Annotated in this window: 17 protein-coding genes; 11 read left to right on the plus strand and 6 right to left on the minus strand. The window is 42.2% G+C overall.

Annotated elements, in window-relative coordinates:
• The first annotated feature begins 60 nt into the window (after window positions 1-60).
• From tyrS to QWZ17_RS10175, 4 genes are all read left to right on the plus strand, one after another.
• Entirely contained in the window at window positions 61-1,344 is a 1,284-nt protein-coding gene (tyrS, locus tag QWZ17_RS10160) for a tyrosine--tRNA ligase (protein ID WP_290305087.1), read from the plus strand.
• Between the two features lie 98 nt (window positions 1,345-1,442).
• Complete coding sequence (locus tag QWZ17_RS10165; RefSeq protein ID WP_290305088.1) at window positions 1,443-1,937, plus strand: Xre family toxin-antitoxin system antitoxin; 495 nt, start codon at window positions 1,443-1,445, stop codon at window positions 1,935-1,937.
• Entirely contained in the window at window positions 1,937-2,392 is a 456-nt protein-coding gene (locus QWZ17_RS10170) for an RES family NAD+ phosphorylase (protein WP_290305089.1), read from the plus strand. The genes QWZ17_RS10165 and QWZ17_RS10170 overlap by 1 nt, the downstream gene beginning before the upstream one ends.
• 9 nt (window positions 2,393-2,401) lie before the next feature.
• Complete coding sequence (locus tag QWZ17_RS10175; RefSeq protein ID WP_290305090.1) at window positions 2,402-2,803, plus strand: hypothetical protein; 402 nt, start codon at window positions 2,402-2,404, stop codon at window positions 2,801-2,803.
• 79 nt (window positions 2,804-2,882) lie between these two features.
• Here the strand turns inward: QWZ17_RS10175 and QWZ17_RS10180 are convergent, their stop codons facing one another.
• Window positions 2,883-3,578, minus strand: coding sequence for a PH domain-containing protein (locus tag QWZ17_RS10180; protein ID WP_290305091.1), 696 nt, complete (start codon window positions 3,576-3,578; stop codon window positions 2,883-2,885).
• Between the two features lie 60 nt (window positions 3,579-3,638).
• The gene (locus tag QWZ17_RS10185) at window positions 3,639-4,625 is read right to left on the minus strand and encodes an acyl transferase (RefSeq protein ID WP_290305092.1); all 987 of its coding nucleotides are present in this window, start codon (window positions 4,623-4,625) and stop codon (window positions 3,639-3,641) included.
• Between the two features lie 197 nt (window positions 4,626-4,822).
• On the opposite strand from QWZ17_RS10185, the gene QWZ17_RS10190 reads away from it, so the two are divergent.
• Complete coding sequence (locus tag QWZ17_RS10190) at window positions 4,823-5,302, plus strand: DUF1203 domain-containing protein (RefSeq protein ID WP_290305093.1); 480 nt, start codon at window positions 4,823-4,825, stop codon at window positions 5,300-5,302.
• A 119-nt stretch (window positions 5,303-5,421) separates the two neighbouring features.
• A complete protein-coding gene (locus tag QWZ17_RS10195; RefSeq protein ID WP_290305094.1) occupies window positions 5,422-6,096 on the plus strand; it encodes a lipid-binding SYLF domain-containing protein in 675 nt (224 codons plus the stop codon).
• 56 nt (window positions 6,097-6,152) lie between these two features.
• Here QWZ17_RS10195 and QWZ17_RS10200 read toward each other — a convergent pair whose 3' ends face one another.
• The 3 genes from QWZ17_RS10200 to QWZ17_RS10210 are packed head-to-tail and all read right to left on the minus strand — an operon-like array spanning window position 6,153 to window position 9,548.
• Window positions 6,153-6,497 carry a hypothetical protein gene (locus QWZ17_RS10200; protein WP_290305095.1) on the minus strand — a complete coding sequence of 115 codons (345 nt, stop codon included), beginning with the start codon at window positions 6,495-6,497 and terminating at the stop codon, window positions 6,153-6,155.
• A gap of 5 nt (window positions 6,498-6,502) precedes the next feature.
• Complete coding sequence (locus QWZ17_RS10205; RefSeq protein ID WP_290305096.1) at window positions 6,503-8,944, minus strand: penicillin acylase family protein; 2,442 nt, start codon at window positions 8,942-8,944, stop codon at window positions 6,503-6,505.
• A 34-nt stretch (window positions 8,945-8,978) separates the two neighbouring features.
• Complete coding sequence (locus QWZ17_RS10210; protein ID WP_290305097.1) at window positions 8,979-9,548, minus strand: thermonuclease family protein; 570 nt, start codon at window positions 9,546-9,548, stop codon at window positions 8,979-8,981.
• 586 nt (window positions 9,549-10,134) lie between these two features.
• On the opposite strand from QWZ17_RS10210, the gene QWZ17_RS10215 reads away from it, so the two are divergent.
• Window positions 10,135-12,819 carry a valine--tRNA ligase gene (locus QWZ17_RS10215; RefSeq protein ID WP_290305098.1) on the plus strand — a complete coding sequence of 895 codons (2,685 nt, stop codon included), beginning with the start codon at window positions 10,135-10,137 and terminating at the stop codon, window positions 12,817-12,819.
• 97 nt (window positions 12,820-12,916) lie between these two features.
• On the plus strand, window positions 12,917-14,725 hold the full coding sequence (locus QWZ17_RS10220) for an ATP-binding protein (RefSeq protein ID WP_290305099.1): 1,809 nt from the start codon (window positions 12,917-12,919) through the stop codon (window positions 14,723-14,725).
• On the opposite strand, the gene QWZ17_RS10225 is transcribed toward QWZ17_RS10220, so the two are convergent.
• Window positions 14,726-15,190, minus strand: a complete 465-nt coding sequence (locus tag QWZ17_RS10225; protein WP_290305281.1) for a type I restriction enzyme HsdR N-terminal domain-containing protein — start codon at window positions 15,188-15,190, stop codon at window positions 14,726-14,728.
• A gap of 462 nt (window positions 15,191-15,652) precedes the next feature.
• On the opposite strand from QWZ17_RS10225, the gene holA reads away from it, so the two are divergent.
• The 3 genes from holA (at window position 15,653) to QWZ17_RS10240 (ending at window position 18,389) form a co-directional block, all read left to right on the plus strand.
• Window positions 15,653-16,672 (plus strand): DNA polymerase III subunit delta, encoded by a 1,020-nt coding sequence (gene holA / locus QWZ17_RS10230; protein WP_290305100.1) that lies wholly within the window; start codon window positions 15,653-15,655, stop codon window positions 16,670-16,672.
• A 280-nt stretch (window positions 16,673-16,952) separates the two neighbouring features.
• Window positions 16,953-17,510 carry an adenylyl-sulfate kinase gene (gene cysC / locus QWZ17_RS10235; protein ID WP_290305101.1) on the plus strand — a complete coding sequence of 186 codons (558 nt, stop codon included), beginning with the start codon at window positions 16,953-16,955 and terminating at the stop codon, window positions 17,508-17,510.
• Between the two features lie 51 nt (window positions 17,511-17,561).
• A complete protein-coding gene (locus QWZ17_RS10240) occupies window positions 17,562-18,389 on the plus strand; it encodes a sulfotransferase (RefSeq protein ID WP_290305102.1) in 828 nt (275 codons plus the stop codon).
• Window positions 18,390-18,439 lie beyond the last annotated feature (50 nt).

Here is an 18,439-nt window from a genome sequence, read left to right on the forward strand (position 1 = left end):
GCTTTCGTGCATATTCTGCTTTAGCTTTCTATCTTTGCAACCTTTGAAACAACACTTAATATGAACTTTGTTGAAGAATTAACCTGGCGCGGTATGCTGCATACCATTATGCCTGGCACTGAAGAGATGCTTAATAAAGGCATGGCTTCGGGATATATAGGGTTTGATCCTACTGCCGATTCGCTGCACGTAGGCCATTTAACCCAAATCATGACATTGATCCATTTTCAACGTGCGGGCCACAAGCCATTCGCGCTGGTGGGTGGTGCCACTGGTATGGTGGGCGATCCATCGGGTAAATCGGCCGAGCGTAATTTGCTGTCAGAAGATGTTTTACAACATAACCTGGAGGCTGTAAAAGCACAGCTTACCCGATTTTTGGATTTTGACAGCGGCATGAACAGCGCCGAAATGGTAAACAATTACGATTGGTTCAAAAACTTCACCTTTCTTGATTTTATCCGTGATGTGGGTAAGCACATCACCGTTAATTATATGATGGCTAAGGATTCGGTAAAAAAACGACTTGAAGGTGATACCGGCATGTCGTTCACCGAGTTTACTTATCAGCTGGTACAGGGCTACGATTTTTATTACCTGTGGAAACATCACAACTGTACCATTCAAATGGGTGGCAGCGATCAGTGGGGTAATATTGTTACCGGTACCGAGTTTATCCGCCGTAAAGATGCCGGCGAGGCTTTTGCCTTGACTACCCAGCTAATTAAAAAAGCGGATGGTACCAAGTTTGGTAAAACCGAAAGCGGCGCGGTTTGGTTAGATTCCGAACGTACATCGCCATACCAATTTTACCAGTTTTGGTTAAACACTACCGATCTGGATGCTAAAGCTTATATCCGCATTTTTACGCTTTATGATCGTGCGGTTATTGAGGCATGGGAGGCAGAGCATGACGCGGCACCACATACCCGTATATTGCAGAAAGCCCTGGCTAAAGATATTACTATCCGTGTGCATGGTGAAGCTCAATACGAAAAGGCTATAAAATCAACCGATTTTATGTTTGGCAGTGTTGGGATAGAGTTTTTAAACGAACTAAGCAACGAAGAGGTACTGGAGTTATTTTCGGGTGTGCCCAACTTTAACCTGCCATTGGCCGATTTGCAAGCCGGTGTTAACATCAGCGATTTGTTAGCAGTAAAAACATCAATATTCCCCTCGAAAGGCGAAGCGAAAAAAACCATAGCCGGTGGTGGTGTATCTATCAATAGGGAAAAAGTTGCAACTGCCGACGATGTTTATAGCACAAGTGTACTTATTAACAATAAGTTTGTAGTGGCTCAAAAAGGAAAGAAGAATTACTTTTTAATTATTGTAGAGTAAGCTGATTTATATTGGCCCTAAAGAGAGCGATGGCGAAAACCATCGCTTTTTTTGTGAGAAAATTGATAATGCGACAAATGGTAATTATATTTGTATATATGTCATACAAAGAGAAGCAAAACAAAGATAACCTGCTGCGTGAGCCAATGATGGCTTACCAGGTTTCGGCACCTTTGCCTTCGTTTTATAATTTGCTTGGGAGCAGTAAATCGGTAACTCTATCTACAGATTTTGACATTATTAACCTGGCACGTAAAGGTTTCCCTAAAAGTGTTTTACTGGCTTTGGCCAAAAAGATATCTTTAAATATACAGGAGCTTGCCAATATTTTGCATATCAGCGAGCGTACTTTACAACGTTACGAAGATGATGCCATCATTAAAACAGAATACGCCGAAAAGGCCGTTGAGCTTGCCCGCCTTTACACCCGTGGCGAGGATGTTTTTGGCTCCATAGATAAATTTAAGATCTGGATAAAAACACCTTCATTGATTTTTAATGGCGAAGCGCCAGTTACCATTTTGGATACTTCTGCCGGTTTTGATATGGTTTTTAAGGAGTTGGGCCGCATTGAACACGGTATTTTTGCCTGATGATTGTTTACCGGATTTCGAACTGTAACTATGCCGGCGACTTGAGCGGCACCGGTGCACGTTTGTACGGAGGCCGGTGGAATAGTGAAGGAAAGGCCATGCTTTACACGGCATCATCAAGGGCTTTGGCTGTTTTAGAAGTATTGGTGCATTTAAACACGCTGATTGTACCCAATAATTTCTGCTTAACCGAAATTAAAGTTCCTGAAAACGATATTTTTACTTTAGATGAATCCCTGTTGCCACAAAACTGGCGGGATATATCGCCTCCACGTATATTACGGGATTTGGGTGATGAGTTTTTGAGAAAAAGCGAACACCTATTGTTTAAAGTACCCTCATCCATTGTGCCTGCCGAATATAATTACCTGCTGAATCCTTTACATCCTGATGCTATGAAAGCCAAGGTAGTAAAACGGGAGCCTTTTAGTTTTGACGAGCGATTGATAAATTAATCATTAGGTATGGCATTTAAACTGGTAGAAAAAATATTTAATGGTTCTGTCTCCAAAGAGCCATCCAGCGCTTTTGTTTGGGATGACTTTGGTTTCTTATTGACAAACAAATCGAAAATAATAAATATTCGATGGGCAGACATAGAAACGATCTTTGGCTACAAAGCAGATTGCTTTACATTTGATGAGATCTGCGTTGATATTTTTACTGCGGAAACTTCACTGCTTAGATTAACTGAGTCTACTCCCGGGTGGGATCAATTTAATTCGAAGCTTAATGAGAATATTCCAGGCATATCGGCATACTGGACATCCAATATTATAACTCCTGCTTTTGCCACAAATATGACTTTGCTTTTCGATAGAAAAGGGCGAACAATGGAACAGGCGGAGGCCGATCTATACAAATGATATTTCCAGAATTAATTTCATAACAAAAAAGCGATGGGTTCTATCCATCGCTTTTTTGTTATAACCTAATGACTTACGCTTAAAAATCGCTCAGTAAATCAAGCTTTTTAGCGTTGTATTCTTCCTGTGATATCAAGCCGTTGTCAAACAGGGTTTTCAATCTTTTCAGTTTTTCGGTAAGCTCGTCTGGCTTTGCTGCCGGCGGTGCTGCCTGGACTATTGGCTCAGGAACGGGCGGGGCAATGGGTGCTGGTGCCGGAGGTAGTGGTGCTGCAACCGGGGCTTGCGTTGCATAAACCTGTTGTGCAGGTGACGCATGTGTAGGACTATCAAATTGTACCGAACCTGATTCTGCACGTTTTTGCTCCAGGTCGCGCTGGCGGCGGGCTTCGCGCTCCACTTCTTTACGTTCCTGCGCGTATTGGTATAATTTACGGCCTTGTATTTTAGGCAGGTAATCAACAGCCATTTCGGCACCGTTGGTTGTTTTTACGCTGAATATAGCTCCAATGATTTCTTCTTTGGTATATACATCAACAATATCCTTCCATACAAAATCAACAAACTTAATAGATAAACCCAGGTTAGCCGGGGTGAAAAACAGAATACGTTTGTTGGTAATGGCAATGCAATCAGGAAATAAATTAACCAATGGTTTTTTCTGAACTGCTATATAGATGACTTCCTCACCTGAAGAAAGCAGGTCGACCAATCGGAAATAAACTTTTTCAACTGTTTTAGGATCTTGTTCCTCGTTTAAAAATTTCTCAATCATGTTTTTAGCATTTTATGATGCACGCAAAAATAACAATAATACTTAAGTAGCCTATAAGTTTTAAGCAATCAGCAAATTACAACCGCGGATGTCGCTTTGATCAAAACGGCCCAATACTTCAAACGAATTATCGGCATAAAGCTTGCCCAAATCCTGTGTGGCTATAAACGAGCAGGAGTTGATATTAGCCAGCTCTATTACGTTAATACCGCCTGTTTTGCCAACAGGTAACGTGCTCATCGGGTCGTTAGTATCACGAATGATGATCTGCATCCAGGGTGGGCATTCAAAAATGCCATCGCCTTTGGAGTAAGCCTGCGAAAGCAACTCCGTCATCCCATACTCGGAGTGGATAGCGCTAACGCCAAAGCCTTGGCATAAAATATCGTGCAGTTCTTCTCGGATCATTTCCTTTCTCCGGCCTTTCATGCCACCGGTTTCCATTACAATCAGTTCCGGGAAATCTATTTTATGGTTATCAATAAAATCAAGCAGACCGAAAGTTACCCCTATAAGTAAAGTAGTTTTTTTTGCCTCCTGCTGTTTTTTAAGCTGATGGTAAAGTTCGTCATGATTATACAGGAAAAAGCCGCTATCGGGATTGTTGGATTGTTTGATCAAATCATCAACCATATAAATGAGCGATGACCCTTCCCGCTCCAAATAGGAGGGAAGCAGCGCAAGCACGGTGTATTCCCTTATATCGCCATAAAACAACCCAAACGCTTTTCTGAAACTATCTTCATACCAGGTTTTGTCGGTAACGTGATGACTGCTGGTGATCATCCCTGTAGTGCCCGAGCTTGTAAACGTAACCTGCACAGGGGCATATGCACTTAATATAGTATGCGATTTAAAAAACTCGATCGGTAAAAACGGGATTTGCTCAACAGTTTTAACCTCTGCGGGATTAATTCGTAGGCCACCGATAAATTGTTTGTATACAGCACAGTTTTGGGCCTGGTGATTAAAAATCTGTAGCGCCAAATCTTCAAACTGATCTTTATTGTTTATTGAAAATACCTGTTGTTTATCGGGTTTGTTCATGCGGGGCAAAGATAGTTAAATGTGCAGATGTGCGGATTTCAGATGTGCAGATTGTTGTCTGAATCAGAATTTTCAGAATAATTTTTTCAATTTTCCTTATCCTTTAATTCTGAAAATTCTGATTCAAACATCCCGCAAGTTCCGGGTTTTAACCCACTCCGGATAGGCTCACCTTTACAGTATCAAAACATAACAACATGAACAAATTTAAAATTGTACCGCTTGCAAAGGCATATGTAGATACTATTAAAACCACCATGACCGATGATTTCGGTAACCCGGTTATTGAGCAGGTGGCTACCGGGTTGGGGCCTTGCCGCATTTCTTTACGGCTGTTTGAAAAAGGAGTGGATAAACGATTGCTGTTTAAACACTCGCCGTTTGAGTTGGAAAACGCCTATAATCAACCAGGGCCGGTTTTTATTAATGCCGGTGATGTGGAAGAGTATAGCGATATATTCCGTTTTCCTCCACTTATTAAAGCCAATAAGCAAAGCTTCCCGTTATCCTTAATCGGCTACAACAAAAGGCAGATTATGGTGCTCACCAGGTTGGTTGGTAATGATGATGTTGACCTGTTGATTGGTGATATATTTGAACAACATCAGGAGGTTGAATACCTGCATGCCCGTAACGCGCAGGCCTGTTGCTTTATTTGTAAGATAGAGCGCTTGTAAACCGTTTAGGATTATTTTTGTTGCGCAGAGCGTTAAAACATCGTCAAAAAATAAAACAACTGCACTTTTTATGGGTTGAATACGTTAATTATGCACATTATTTGTATTTAATCAACCCCATGAAAACATTGAAATTTTTGACGTTCCCGATTTTGCTAAGCTTGTTTTTTGTACTGATATCGGCAAAGCCGGATGAAAAGGAAACCGTAAGGATTCAAAATTCGGCCAATGTATTGAAAGATTTTGCCGAAATGAAGGAAAGCATCCCCAGCGAATTAATTAAAAAATATGAAGGCATTGTAATTATTCCTAAACTGTTAAACGGCGGCCTGGTTATTGGCGGCAAACGCGGTAAAGGCGTAGCCATGGTAAAATTAGGCGACGGTAAATGGAGCGACCCTGTGTTTGTAACCTTAACCGGCGGTAGTGTTGGTTTCCAGATAGGCGTTCAATCGGTCGATCTGATTTTGGTGTTCCGTCATAAAACGGTTTTAACCGATATTAAGAAAGGTAACTTCACCATTGGTGGTGATATTTCTGCAGCTGCCGGTCCACTCAACCGTAATAAATCGGCACTATCAGATGCTAAGTTAGAGGCCGAGATTTATTCCTACTCGCGCAGCCGTGGTTTGTTTGCAGGGATTAGCCTGAATGGTTCTGGTTTAAACATCGATAACAACGCCAATTCAAATTTTTATGGTAACGACAATTCATCGCAGGAGATTTTTGCCTCATCAAAAAATACTTCTGATGAAGTTGTAGCGCTAAAAGAAAGTTTAAAGAATTTTAAATAAGCACAGCTAAAAGCGTATAAAAAAACGTCGCCGACTACACAGCCGGCGACGTTTTTTTATACCTGCTCTTTCTCAAAAGCCTTTTTTACCAGCAGGCCAGATAAGGCAGAAAAGCCGCCAACCAAACCACCAACCAAGCCGGTAATAATGAGTATTAACCACCACGATGGTAACTGAAATAATACCGCTATCTTTTTTGCCAGTATATGATCATTAGGGATACTTTTAAAAAGCGCCAGCACTACCCAAACAATAAATACCGAGCCAAAGCCCGATACAAACGCCTGACCTGCGGTTTTGCCCACAAAAACCGCTGCTAAAAACGCTGCTATGGCCACTACCCACCAGGGTAAAAAGAAGCCGCTTGCAAAAGATAAAATGAGTATGATGAGAAATAACATGGTGCTTATTTTTTATTGCTGATGGTTAAAGTTGTTTTAATCCGGTTTGATTTTTCGTTGGGCGATTGCATAAACAATAATTCTTTTAGCTGACCTTGTTGCCAGGTTTTTAGCATATCGTCATAAAAAAAACTGCCTGGATTGCCGCTTTCGCCGCCGGGTAAAATGCCGTAGCCTTTTACGGTTGGTCCCATTTGAACTACCATGCGCCATGATGGGCCGTGACCGTCAATAAGCGCGTTTACCGTTGAGCCGGTGCCGCCGGTTTCAAAATTTCCCGAGCTTAAGGCTTCCTGTCTGGTTAAATGCGCAATTTCCATAGGCTTAACTGTGCCCCATTGCCAGCTTTTACCTGGTTGGCCGTATTTGTGGGTGAGGCTATCAACCACGTTTACAAACGCGTGGTTAATTACTTCGGCACAGGTTTCTTTTGCCGGCGAATGAATATTATCAAACCATTTGGAATCGGGCTCCTGTAGGATCAGTTTTTCTGTACGATCCATAGATGGGTAATTGCCCTGCAATTCTTTTGAGCCAAAATCATCGCTCCATATCATTTTGTAAATTTCAATCCACCAGTTGCTGAATATGGTTGCCCCTACAGAATTAACGGCGAAGTTTTTATCCCATGTCTTCACAATTTTATAAGCCGCTAACTGGTTTTGATCAAGCTTGGTAGCATCCAGGTATTTCATCAATGCCGGCATCATATCCTGCGCGCGGATGCTGTATACATCAGTTTGTAAAAGACGCATGCTATCAACGGTAGCTTTTTGCATTACGGCAAGCCTGTCGTTAATGCGTTTGCCGCGTTGGTATGGCGCAAATTGCCAGTTAATGTAATAAGGATAGGTTTGATCTGTTGATGATTGGTTGGCCGAACTTACAAAACCCCTCGGTGGGTTTTTAACGGTAGGGTTTTGATCAAACGGAATCCAGCCATGCCAATCGTTGGCCGGGTCGCTGCCGTCTAAAATAAACTTCCCCTGGTCTTTAAATTTAAGCGGAAATTTTCCGTTTGGCGTTATGGCTATGTCATTATCCTTACTGGCAAATACAAAGTTTGATGCCGGGGCATTGAAAAAAGTAAGCGCCTTGCGGTAATCATCATAATTTTTACCGGTGTTGAGGATGTACATGGCCATTAACTCGTCCGATTCATCGTGTGCTATCCATCTTAAAGCATCGCCAACCGGCACAAATTTAGGTGTGTGTTTGGTGGTTTTACTTTTATCTTCATAAACTACCGGGCCATGGTGGGTATAAATAACGGTATCATACAAAGGTGCCTGTCCGCGCACGTTAATTACCTCAACGCGGCGGGTGGTTTTGTTCCATTTGTTGTTGTACCAGTATTCGTTTTTGGTAGCGTCTTTAAATTTTACCTGGTACCAGTCTAACACATCGGCATCAACATTGGTAATGCCCCAGCTAATGTTATTGTTAAAACCTAAAATTACGCAAGGAGCGCCCGGTAAACTTACGCCATAAACATTCATGCCCGGTGCCGAAAGCTGTACCTGGAACCAAATGGATGGGAAAGTGAGATCAAGGTGCGGATCATTGGCCAAAATAGGGTAGCCATTAGCTGTTTTGCTGCCGCTAACTGCCCAGTTATTGCTGCCTATGCCTTCTTCTTTTACAGCTCTTTTGGCCTCACTGTTCATCTGCGCCAAAAAGCCGGCTGAAGGTTTGGGGATTGGCAATGGTTTAAAGTTCCATTTAGTGCCAACAGGGATAATAGGATCTTCTTTTGAAGGATAATCGGGAAAAAGATCATTGGTGGTAGTTGCGCCAAACTTTTTGAGGATGTTGCTCATGGCAAATTCGTTACTGCCCCCTGCCAGCGTTTCTGACATCAGCTTTAACAAAAAGGCGCAATTAATGGGCTTCCAATCCTCGGGGGCATAATCCAGTAACTTAAACTCAAGGGGATATTCGCGTGGGCCAAGCTGGTGAATGTAATCGTTAATGCCATCAGTATAAGCCAATATCATCTGGCGTACTGTTTTATCGGCCATCATGGCTTTCAGGCTATTTTCTGCACCATAAACCATACCCATGCGGCGGTGGTAGCGATCTATTTCCAAAGCCTGGTCGCCCGCTACTTCGGCAAGCCTGCCGGCAGCGCTGCGGGTTTGGATATCCATTTGCCAAAGGCGGTTGGTTGCGGTTATATAGCCCTGGGCGTAGTATAAATCGTGCTCATTTTGGGCAAAAATATGGGGGATGCGGTTTTCATCGTACTTAACAGTTACCGCGCCTTGCAGGCCCGGTAATTTAAGCGTGCTGTTAGTTGCGATGTTTTTGCTCTCGGCGTTTTGCCAAAATCCATCTGCCGGACTTAAAAACTTGCCCAATGGAGGTACCGGGCCAAATTTTGTTTGCAGCATCCAAATGAGGGTGAGGGTAAAGGCAATGGAGAAAAATGCTTTTATTAACTTCATCGGTATAAGGTGATATCGCTATAAAGTTAAGGTTTTAATATGCTTCTTCAAGTTTAGGTTTACGCTTTTTATAATGTCTTTTAGATTTGTTTTGCAGGCTGTCTGGTTTGCTTGCCTGGTAGCCGGCTTTCTTTTCGCGCCTGTACTCCCAGGGCGGTGTAGGGTTAGGTTCCTGCCAAAGACCAAGCTTATTTTGGCGTGCCTGTTGTTCATAACCTGCCAGTTCGGTGCTTTGTGAGTACTGTTTGTATTGCCAGGCATAACCGGTTTTTACCAGCCGGTAATTTACGTTGGTACCATCCTCCAAAATAACCAAAGCCACGGTGCGACCGTAGCGGTCATGCACGTTGCCTATCAGCTTTACATATTTACCAAAACACAAATCAGATGTAGCTTTTTTTGCCGCCTGCCCAAAGGCCTGTGTTTTTTCGGGGCAGTCAATCTCGGCAAGGCGCACGGTCATTTCCTGGTTATCGCTGGTTAGTAAACCAAGGGTATCGCCATCTTTAACTTTTACAACCTTATATAAATTGGCTGGCTGGCGATTACATCCCCACAGAATAAACAAAACAATAAGCAGGAGGGAGGAGTACTTTTTGAGCATATGTGCAGATTTCAGATATGCAAATGTGCAGATTTTAAAAGCCGATTATTTGATTTTTTGTCTAAACCGTGATTAAGCAGATTGATAAGATTTTTGGGATTTTGATTTGCATACGGATAACATTTGCTCAAAAAATCCTGGTTCAGGCAGTTAGAGGATACATCAAGATTAAAGGAAGTTTTTTATATCGAAAAACTAATAAAAACACGCAAGCCCCGGGGGCCTTGGAGCTTAGCGGTTAAACCAGTTGATAACAATATCCAGCCTTGATTTTTTTAAAACATCAAGCCAAAAACGGTGTGCATGCAGTGATTTCATTGCTTTTAACATTTTTTAACACTTTCAGTTATACTATAACTTTTTAATTGTGGAAATATTGTATTAGCTCATGGTTGATGGTTCATAGATCATGGTGACAGAGGAGTTCATGGGGAATAGTTACTACTAATTGATTTTGATTATTCAGGCAAATAAAGTGCTATCAAATGGGTGATATTTTGCTGTCATGAACCATCAACCATGATCTATGGACTATCAGCAAAAACCTATTTGCTAACAAACCCTAACAATCGTATTTTTGCGCGTTATGAGTATTTCTAAAACATATCTGCCTAAAGAAACCGAAGATAAATGGTACAGTTACTGGTTAAAGCACAACTTTTTTAAAAGTGTGCCCGATGAGCGCGAGCCTTATACTATAGTCATTCCGCCGCCAAACGTTACCGGGGTTTTGCACATGGGGCATATGTTAAACAATACCATACAGGATGTATTGGTACGTCGCGCCCGTATGAAAGGCAAAAACGCCTGCTGGGTTCCCGGCACCGATCATGCCAGTATAGCTACCGAAGCTAAGGTGGTTGCTATGCTTAAAGAGCGCGGCATCGCCAAAAAAGATCTTACCCGTCCCGAGTTTTTAACTTATGCCTGGGAGTGGAAAGAAAAATACGGTGGTATCATCCTCGATCAGCTTAAAAAATTAGGTGCCTCATGCGATTGGGACCGCACCAAATTTACAATGGATGAGGAGCTATCCGAAGCCGTAATAGATACCTTCATCCATCTTTATAAAAAAGGCCTCATTTACCGCGGCGTACGTATGGTAAACTGGGACCCACAAGGTAAAACCGCGGTAAGTGATGAGGAGGTTATCCGTAAGGAAGTAAATCAGAAGTTATACTATATTAAGTATCAAGTATCAAGTATCAAGTATCAAGACCAAGGCGCAGACGATCAAAACTCTAACGACTTGATACTTGATACTAAATACTTAACAATTGCTACCACCCGCCCTGAAACTATTATGGCTGATGCGGCGATATGTATCAACCCTAATGACGAGAGGTACGTGCATTTGCATGGTAAGCGGGTATTTATTCCGCTGATTAACCGTGAAATTCCGGTGATATTAGATGACTACGTTACCATGGATTTTGGTACCGGCTGTTTAAAGGTTACCCCGGCGCATGATTTGAATGACTACGAGCTTGGGCAAAAACATCACCTCCCTGTTATTGATATTTTAAATGACGATGGCACGCTGAACGAAAAAGCGCAGATTTTAGTTGGCGAAGATCGTTTCATCGCCCGTAAAAAAATAGCGGTACTGCTTGAAGAAGCCGGTGCGCTGGCCAAGGTTGAAGATTATAAATCGCAAATTGGTTTTAGCGAACGTACCGACGCGGTTATCGAACCTAAACTATCTATGCAATGGTTTTGCAAAATGGGCGAGATGGCCAAGCCTGCGCTCGACTATGTGTTGAACGGTGAGGTAAAGCTTATTCCAGAAAAGTTTGTGAACACCTACCGCCACTGGATGGAAAACGTGCGCGATTGGAATATTAGTCGCCAGCTTTGGTGGGGGCAGCAAATTCCGGCATGGTATTTACCCAATGGCGAATTTGTTATTGCCAAAAGCGAAGATGAAGCGCTTAAAGAAGCTCAGCTTAAAACTCACAACTTACAACTCACCACTGCCGATTTAACGCAGGACCCCGATGTGGTTGATACCTGGTTTTCATCGTGGTTGTGGCCGATATCGGTTTTCGACGGATTTAAAGATCCCAATAATGCCGATATCAACTATTACTATCCAACAAACGACCTTGTAACCGCTCCTGAGATCCTGTTTTTCTGGGTAGCCCGGATGATTATGGCCGGACATGAGTTTAGAGGCCAGGCTCCGTTTAAAAACGTTTACCTAACTGGTATTGTAAGAGATAAGTTAGGACGCAAAATGTCAAAATCATTAGGTAACTCGCCAGATCCATTGGATTTGATTGAGCAGTACGGTGCCGATGGCGTGCGCGTAGGTATGTTGCTATGCTCACCGGCCGGTAACGATTTAATGTTTGATGTAAGCTACTGCGAGCAAGGCCGCAATTTTGCCAACAAAATTTGGAATGCCTTTAAACTGATAAAAGGCTGGGAGGTTGATAACAGCCTTGCCAACCCTAATGAAATAGCTATTGAATGGTTTGACAGCAGGTTTAACCAGGCCCTTGGCGAAATTGAAGACAACTTTGCCCAGTACCGTTTATCTGAAGCTTTAATGGCTACCTACAAACTGGTTTGGGACGATTACTGCGCCTGGTACCTGGAAATGATTAAGCCTGCCTACCAGCAGCCAATTGACGCGGTTACTTATAAAGCAACCGTAGCGTACTTTGAAAATATCCTTAAAATTCTGCATCCTTTTATGCCTTTCCTTACCGAGGAATTATGGCACGATGAGCTATTTGGGGAAAGAGATACCTTAGACTGTTGCATTGTTGCGCAATTGCCAAATATTGGGGAAATAAATACTCAGTTGTTAAGTGAAGTGGAAGTGGTGAAAATAATTCTTACTCAAATCAGGAATATTCGCCAAACCAAACAAATTTCGCCTAAAGAGGCGCTTGAACTCTCGGTTAAATCAAACTCCGGTATAAATTATCAGCAGTATGAGGCTATTATTGCCAAACTGGGTAACATCAGTGTATTTACCGCGGTTAACGATAAAGTTTCCGGTGCAGTTAATTTTCTTGCGTTAACCGATGAATTTTTTATTCCGTTGAATGAAAGTATCGATCCGGTAGTTGAATGTGCCAGGCTTAATAAGGAAAGGGACTACCTGTTAGGCTTCCTTAAATCGGTAGATGCCAAATTAAATAACGAACGTTTTATGGCTAATGCTAAGTCCGAAATTGTTGAAAATGAGCGACAAAAAAGAGCCGATGCCGAGGCTAAACTAAAGATCACCGAACAAAACCTTGCCGATTTGGCTTGCTAATTGCTCATGTTATTGACGCCTTGGGCGTGGCATTTAAAATAAACCTGTATAGCGGTTTTGTTTAAATGCCACGCGCGGGGTAAGCCAATTACATTACATGGGTAAGAAAATAAGTTTCTTTAACTTTTCCATTAACAACATTCTTTTCAAGGACCAGCCTTTTCTTGACCAGGCTCGTATTCGCCTGCTTTTTTTTGGGTTTCCACTGGTTTTTGTGGCTTTGGGAGCTATTTTCTTAAGCGTTTATTTTCAGGGCCAAATGATGCTGGCTTATACCGCCGCCGGTCTTATGGCCTGCGTTGCCATATTGTTTAAAATGCTCACCTATCGCCCCAATTGGCGCCTCGTATCTCATTTATTGCTTTGCGCTGGTACGGTGGTCAACATGTCTGTAGTGTATTTTACAGTGCAAACGGTTAATATTATTACCGTGCAGGTAATAATATTGGTTATTGTATTTAGCTACTACATGCTTGGGCAAACCGGTGGCCTGGTTTATTCATTATTGAATACCATACCCGTGTTGTTGTTTATGATTGTTGAATTTACTAAAGGGTATGTTATAGGCATAAAGCCCGATAGGATAGATCAATCAACCATTATTATTACCCTGTTTGCCAATTTTATACTACTTATATTTATCCACAGCCATTTTTATACCGCTTTTTTAAAAAATATCAAGCAGCTTAAGGATAGCGCCAAAGAGCAGGAAGAGCTTAATGGCAAGCTGAATATGGCGATAGAAAAAGCCGAAAAATCAACCCATGCCAAATCGGAGTTTCTGTCAACCATGTCGCACGAAATCCGTACGCCGCTTAACGCGGTAATTGGTATGAGTAACCTGCTCATGATGGGTAATCCAAGAAACGATCAGAAAGAAAATCTCGAAATACTTAGGTTTTCAGCAAATAACCTGCTTGCCGTTGTGAACGATGTACTTGATTTTAATAAGATCGAATCGGGCAAGTTAGTGTTCGAGAACATCCGCTTTAACCTGGTTGAATTAATGCATAGCATTTGCGGTGCCTCTATTTTAAAAGCTGAAGAAAAAGGGTTGATGTTTAAGCTGGATATTGACAGTACGTTAAAAAATAAAGTGCTTTTTGGCGATCCTACCCGCATTACCCAAATAATTTATAACCTGGTTAGCAACGCCATAAAATTTACGGCCCACGGCAACGTGTGGGTAAGGGTAACTTGTTTTGAGGACAGGCACAACACGGTTACCGTTAAGTTTTCGATAAAAGACACCGGTATAGGTATTGAGGAACATAACCTGAGCACCATATTTGAACCCTTTACCCAGGAGTCATTAACCACCACCCGGCAATACGGTGGCACGGGCCTTGGCCTGGCCATTGTAAAACGCCTGCTTGATTTGCAGGGTCTGCATATGGATGTGAGTAGCAAAATGGGTAAAGGATCGGAGTTTTCGTTCGCGATGGAATTCCCGGTATCAACAGAAATGTTGGCAGATAAGCCGGTTGTTGCAGCAGTAGAATCGCCAACAGCAGAATCTGCCGGCCTGGCCTGTATCAGGATGCTTATTGCCGAAGATAACATGGTGAACGTTATGCTGATGAAAAAGCTGCTTTCTAAATGGAAAATTACTCCAACCATTGCCGAAAACGGTATGCGCGCGGTTGAGCTGATGCAATACGGCAATTTTGATATTATACTGATGGACCTGCAGATGCCGGTAATGAATGGACTTGACGCGGCTATGGAGATCAGGAAAATGGCCGACCCTAAAAAATCGGGTATCCCAATTATCGCGCTAACAGCGTCAGCTTTAATGGATATTAAAGAAAAGATTTACGAAGCAGGGATGAACGACTATGTATCCAAGCCATTTAAACCCGATGAACTGCTTGAAAAAATACAGCATCTTGTGCAGGTAGCTTAATTAAACAGGCTTACTATAAACAGGCAAGTCTTCAATAAACCGGTATTCCCGTTTTTCCTGGTCAATAGTGCAATAGTAATGCTGCAAACCGTTGCTTACCGCCAATAAAGATACCTTGTGTACCATATTATACCTTGCAACCTGATCGAAGGTTTTTTGATCTATCGTTACCGAGGGCGCTTTGCACTCCACAATTAAAATAGGCTGGCCGGCGGTATTAAACACCACAATATCCGTACGTTTTTGTAATCCGTTCAACTTAAGGCCACCCTCAAGCCTGATTAACGAGCGTGGGTAATTTTTTTGTTTGATGAGGTATTGAACAAAATGCTGCCTTACCCATTCCTCGGGCGTAAGGATGATGGTTTTTTTACGGATTTCATCAAATAATGAGAATTGCCCGTTACCATCGTCGCTTATTTTAAAAGGATAGGGAGGGAGGTTGAGGGGCTGTAAAGTCAAAATTCAAAATTAAAAAGTCAAAAATAGCTTCGCAATAACGGTTGCGTTTTTCAAGTAATGTTTAAACGCTGGCTACCACTCACCCCGGCAGCGCTTCGCTGGCCGACCCTCTCTCCGGCTAAAGCCGCATAGAGGGTAACCCCATTTTTATTTTCCAGCCCCTCTATGCGACGCAGTCGGAGAGAGGGGTAGAACGAGCGCAGCGATGTTCGGGGTGAGTCGTTCCTTGGTTAGTTTATGTTATCCGCATCTTTCATCGGCCAGGCATATTACACTTCGCGATGCCGACATTATGATTTACGCGGCTATTACGGCCAAAAATAAGAATGATTAACGGCAAGCACGATGCAATTCATATTTTACTTTCCACATTTAAGTTAAATGGATTATTCCAGCAATGAAATTTTTAATTTTGATATCAAATTGAAAAGCCTTTTTTGACTTTTGAATTTTTAATTTTGACTTATGACAGCCGCCGAGATAATTAAGGATATTAAAAGCCGAAAATACAAACCCGTGTACCTGCTGCACGGCGAAGAACCTTATTTTATCGATTTGGTGGGTAACCACATTGAGCACAACCTGCTTAGCGATGCCGAGAAGGGTTTTAACCAAACGGTAGTATACGGCAAGGATACCGATATAATGACCGTGCTAAACGCGGCAAAACGTTACCCCATGATGGCCGATTACCAGGTGGTTATAGTGAAAGAGGCCCAGGATATGAAATGGGGCAAGGATGATGATAAAAAGGGAATAGACCCACTGCTTAGTTACCTTGAAAAGCCTTTACCAAGTACCATACTGGTGTTTTGCTACAAGTACGGCAAATTTGATAAGCGCAAAAAAACATATAAGGCTATTGATAAAAGCGGGTTGATCTTTGAATCGGCCACTTTGTATGATAGCAAGGTGCCGGCCTGGATAGAAGGTTTTATTAGTGATAAAGGTTATAAGATAAGCACGCAGGCTTCGGCCATGTTATCTGAGTATCTGGGTAACGATCTATCTAAAATTGCCAACGAACTTGAAAAACTGATGCTCAACGTAGCTGCCGGGCAGGAAATAAGCTTGAAACATGTGCAGGATAACATAGGCATCAGTAAGGAATATAATGTATTTGAACTGCAAACTGCACTGGGCAAAAAGGATGCCTTTAAGGTTAACCAGATTATCAATTACTTTGAAGCCAATCCTAAAAACAACCCTATAGTACTGGTGCTGGGCAACCTTAATAACTTTTTTAGCAAGGTGCTGGCTTATCATTATATCAAAGATAAATCGCAGCAAAACCTGGCGCGCGAGCTGGGGGTTAACCCTTACTTTGTAAAAGATTATGAACTGGCCGGTCGCAGTTATAATTACCCCAAAACCATGCAGATCATCAGTTACCTGCGCGAGTACGATTTAAAAAGCAAGGGTGTTGACTCCACCGCTCCGCACGGCGAGCTGATGAAAGAGCTGATGTTTAAAATATTGCATTAACGGCACAACAAGCACATTTTTGCCGCGCCGAAATAAGTAACATTTTTGTTAGGTGTATCAACTGGCTATGTACCCACGTAGCGGTATACTTTTATTTAAAAACCGCCTTTACGTAGTAGCATGGTGGTTTTTTGCTGTTTTGCAGCAGCGGTAGCTGCTTATGTAAAGAACTATTTACATTGTAACAAAATTAACCTGTACTTTAATTTGCTATGTTCACTTAACGAAAGCAGCCTGCACTGTTTCCGGAGTATGATATAAAACATAAAACTAAAAATTTATGATACTTCTATTCTGCGGATTATCAGGTGCAGGTAAAACAACATTAGCCAAAAATGTTGCAACCGAATTAACAGAGCTTGGCATCAGAACCGAGATTATTGATGGCGACGAATACCGCAGCGAGATTTGCAGGGATCTTGGCTTTAGTAAGGAAGATCGTTGCGAAAACATCAGACGGCTGGGTTTTGTAGCCAATAGGTTTTCGGCCCATGGTATTGTTGCTATAGTGAGCGCTATAAACCCCTATGAAGAAATGCGTAGGGAACTGGCCGATAAGTACCATCATGTAAATGTGGTGCATGTTGATTGCCCCGTTAAACAGTTGGTTGAACGCGATACCAAAGGCCTTTATAAAAAAGCTTTTTTACCAGAGGGGCACCCTGATAAGCTAAAAAACCTTACCGGTATCAATGCCCGGTTTGACGTTCCCAACGCGCCAGATCTGTATATCAACACCAGCGAAAATACGGTACAGCAAAGTACATCATCGCTGTTGTATTTTATTTTAAATAACCTGCACCCCATTGAGCAGGTCAAGCACAAAGTATCCAACTAAAATTCATGTAAAGGGCGCATCCTGTTTTGATGTAACGCCTTATCACATTCTATGCAAAAAAGAACACTTATTATAGCGGGCATGCACCGCTCTGGTACATCGCTTATTACGCAATGGCTTACCCGTTGCGGTATGGAACTGGGCGAACGCCTTGGCGACGCAGGCACCGGCAACGTTGAAGGCCATTTTGAAGACTGCGAATTTTTAAAAATGCACGAGGAAATCCTCGATAACCATAAGCTCCCCCGGTCGGGCTTAACGGTTGCCCACGTAGAGGATTTTACTGTTTACGAACGCGAAAAAGTTAAAAGCATTATTAAAGTTAAGCAGCAACTATATGACCAATGGGGATGGAAAGACCCACGGACCTGTATGTTTCTTGATGTTTACCAGGAATTAATTCCCGATGCCCGTTACATGGTTATCATCCGCGATTATCAATCGGTAATAAGTTCCTTGTTACGCCGCGACGTTAAGGTGATGGATAAACGATATGAAAACCGCAGGTTTTTCCCTAAAATGGCCTGGTTTTGGTTTAGGCGAAACCGTAAAACAACGGCGTTTTACCGCAACTATACCCAAGAGTATTTAAAAGTTTGGATATCCTATAATCAGGATATTTTAAACTGTATTAAACGGTTAAAACGCGAGGCCTTTATGGTGGTAAACTACAACATGCTCAATAAAGAGGATCTACCTGTTTTTAGGCACCTTCAAAACGAGTGGGATTTTTCTTTAAAATATTTCAAATTTAAAGATGTATTCAAAGAGAACCTTATGGGCCGTGATCTTGACATTGATCATTATATTATTGACAGAAGGCTGGTGGTTAAGGCTCAGCAATTACAGGATGAGTTGATGGAGTATATGATAGCGTAAGGTATGTTATTGTTGTGGCAAAAAGCGGGGGTATGCGCGATTCCCCTCTT

Origin of the sequence: Mucilaginibacter flavus, assembly GCF_030409315.1 — a bacterium.
Taxonomy (GTDB): domain Bacteria; phylum Bacteroidota; class Bacteroidia; order Sphingobacteriales; family Sphingobacteriaceae; genus Mucilaginibacter; species Mucilaginibacter flavus.

Coding starts and splice junctions, on each gene's coding strand:
- tyrS (WP_290305087.1), top strand. CDS start 61: ATGAACTTTGTTGAAGAATTAACCTGGCGCGGTATGCTGCATACCATT.
- QWZ17_RS10165 (WP_290305088.1), top strand. CDS start 1,443: ATGTCATACAAAGAGAAGCAAAACAAAGATAACCTGCTGCGTGAGCCA.
- QWZ17_RS10170 (WP_290305089.1), top strand. CDS start 1,937: ATGATTGTTTACCGGATTTCGAACTGTAACTATGCCGGCGACTTGAGC.
- QWZ17_RS10175 (WP_290305090.1), top strand. CDS start 2,402: ATGGCATTTAAACTGGTAGAAAAAATATTTAATGGTTCTGTCTCCAAA.
- QWZ17_RS10180 (WP_290305091.1), bottom strand. CDS start 3,578: ATGATTGAGAAATTTTTAAACGAGGAACAAGATCCTAAAACAGTTGAA.
- QWZ17_RS10185 (WP_290305092.1), bottom strand. CDS start 4,625: ATGAACAAACCCGATAAACAACAGGTATTTTCAATAAACAATAAAGAT.
- QWZ17_RS10190 (WP_290305093.1), top strand. CDS start 4,823: ATGAACAAATTTAAAATTGTACCGCTTGCAAAGGCATATGTAGATACT.
- QWZ17_RS10195 (WP_290305094.1), top strand. CDS start 5,422: ATGAAAACATTGAAATTTTTGACGTTCCCGATTTTGCTAAGCTTGTTT.
- QWZ17_RS10200 (WP_290305095.1), bottom strand. CDS start 6,497: ATGTTATTTCTCATCATACTCATTTTATCTTTTGCAAGCGGCTTCTTT.
- QWZ17_RS10205 (WP_290305096.1), bottom strand. CDS start 8,944: ATGAAGTTAATAAAAGCATTTTTCTCCATTGCCTTTACCCTCACCCTC.
- QWZ17_RS10210 (WP_290305097.1), bottom strand. CDS start 9,548: ATGCTCAAAAAGTACTCCTCCCTCCTGCTTATTGTTTTGTTTATTCTG.
- QWZ17_RS10215 (WP_290305098.1), top strand. CDS start 10,135: ATGAGTATTTCTAAAACATATCTGCCTAAAGAAACCGAAGATAAATGG.
- QWZ17_RS10220 (WP_290305099.1), top strand. CDS start 12,917: ATGGGTAAGAAAATAAGTTTCTTTAACTTTTCCATTAACAACATTCTT.
- holA (WP_290305100.1), top strand. CDS start 15,653: ATGACAGCCGCCGAGATAATTAAGGATATTAAAAGCCGAAAATACAAA.
- cysC (WP_290305101.1), top strand. CDS start 16,953: ATGATACTTCTATTCTGCGGATTATCAGGTGCAGGTAAAACAACATTA.
- QWZ17_RS10240 (WP_290305102.1), top strand. CDS start 17,562: ATGCAAAAAAGAACACTTATTATAGCGGGCATGCACCGCTCTGGTACA.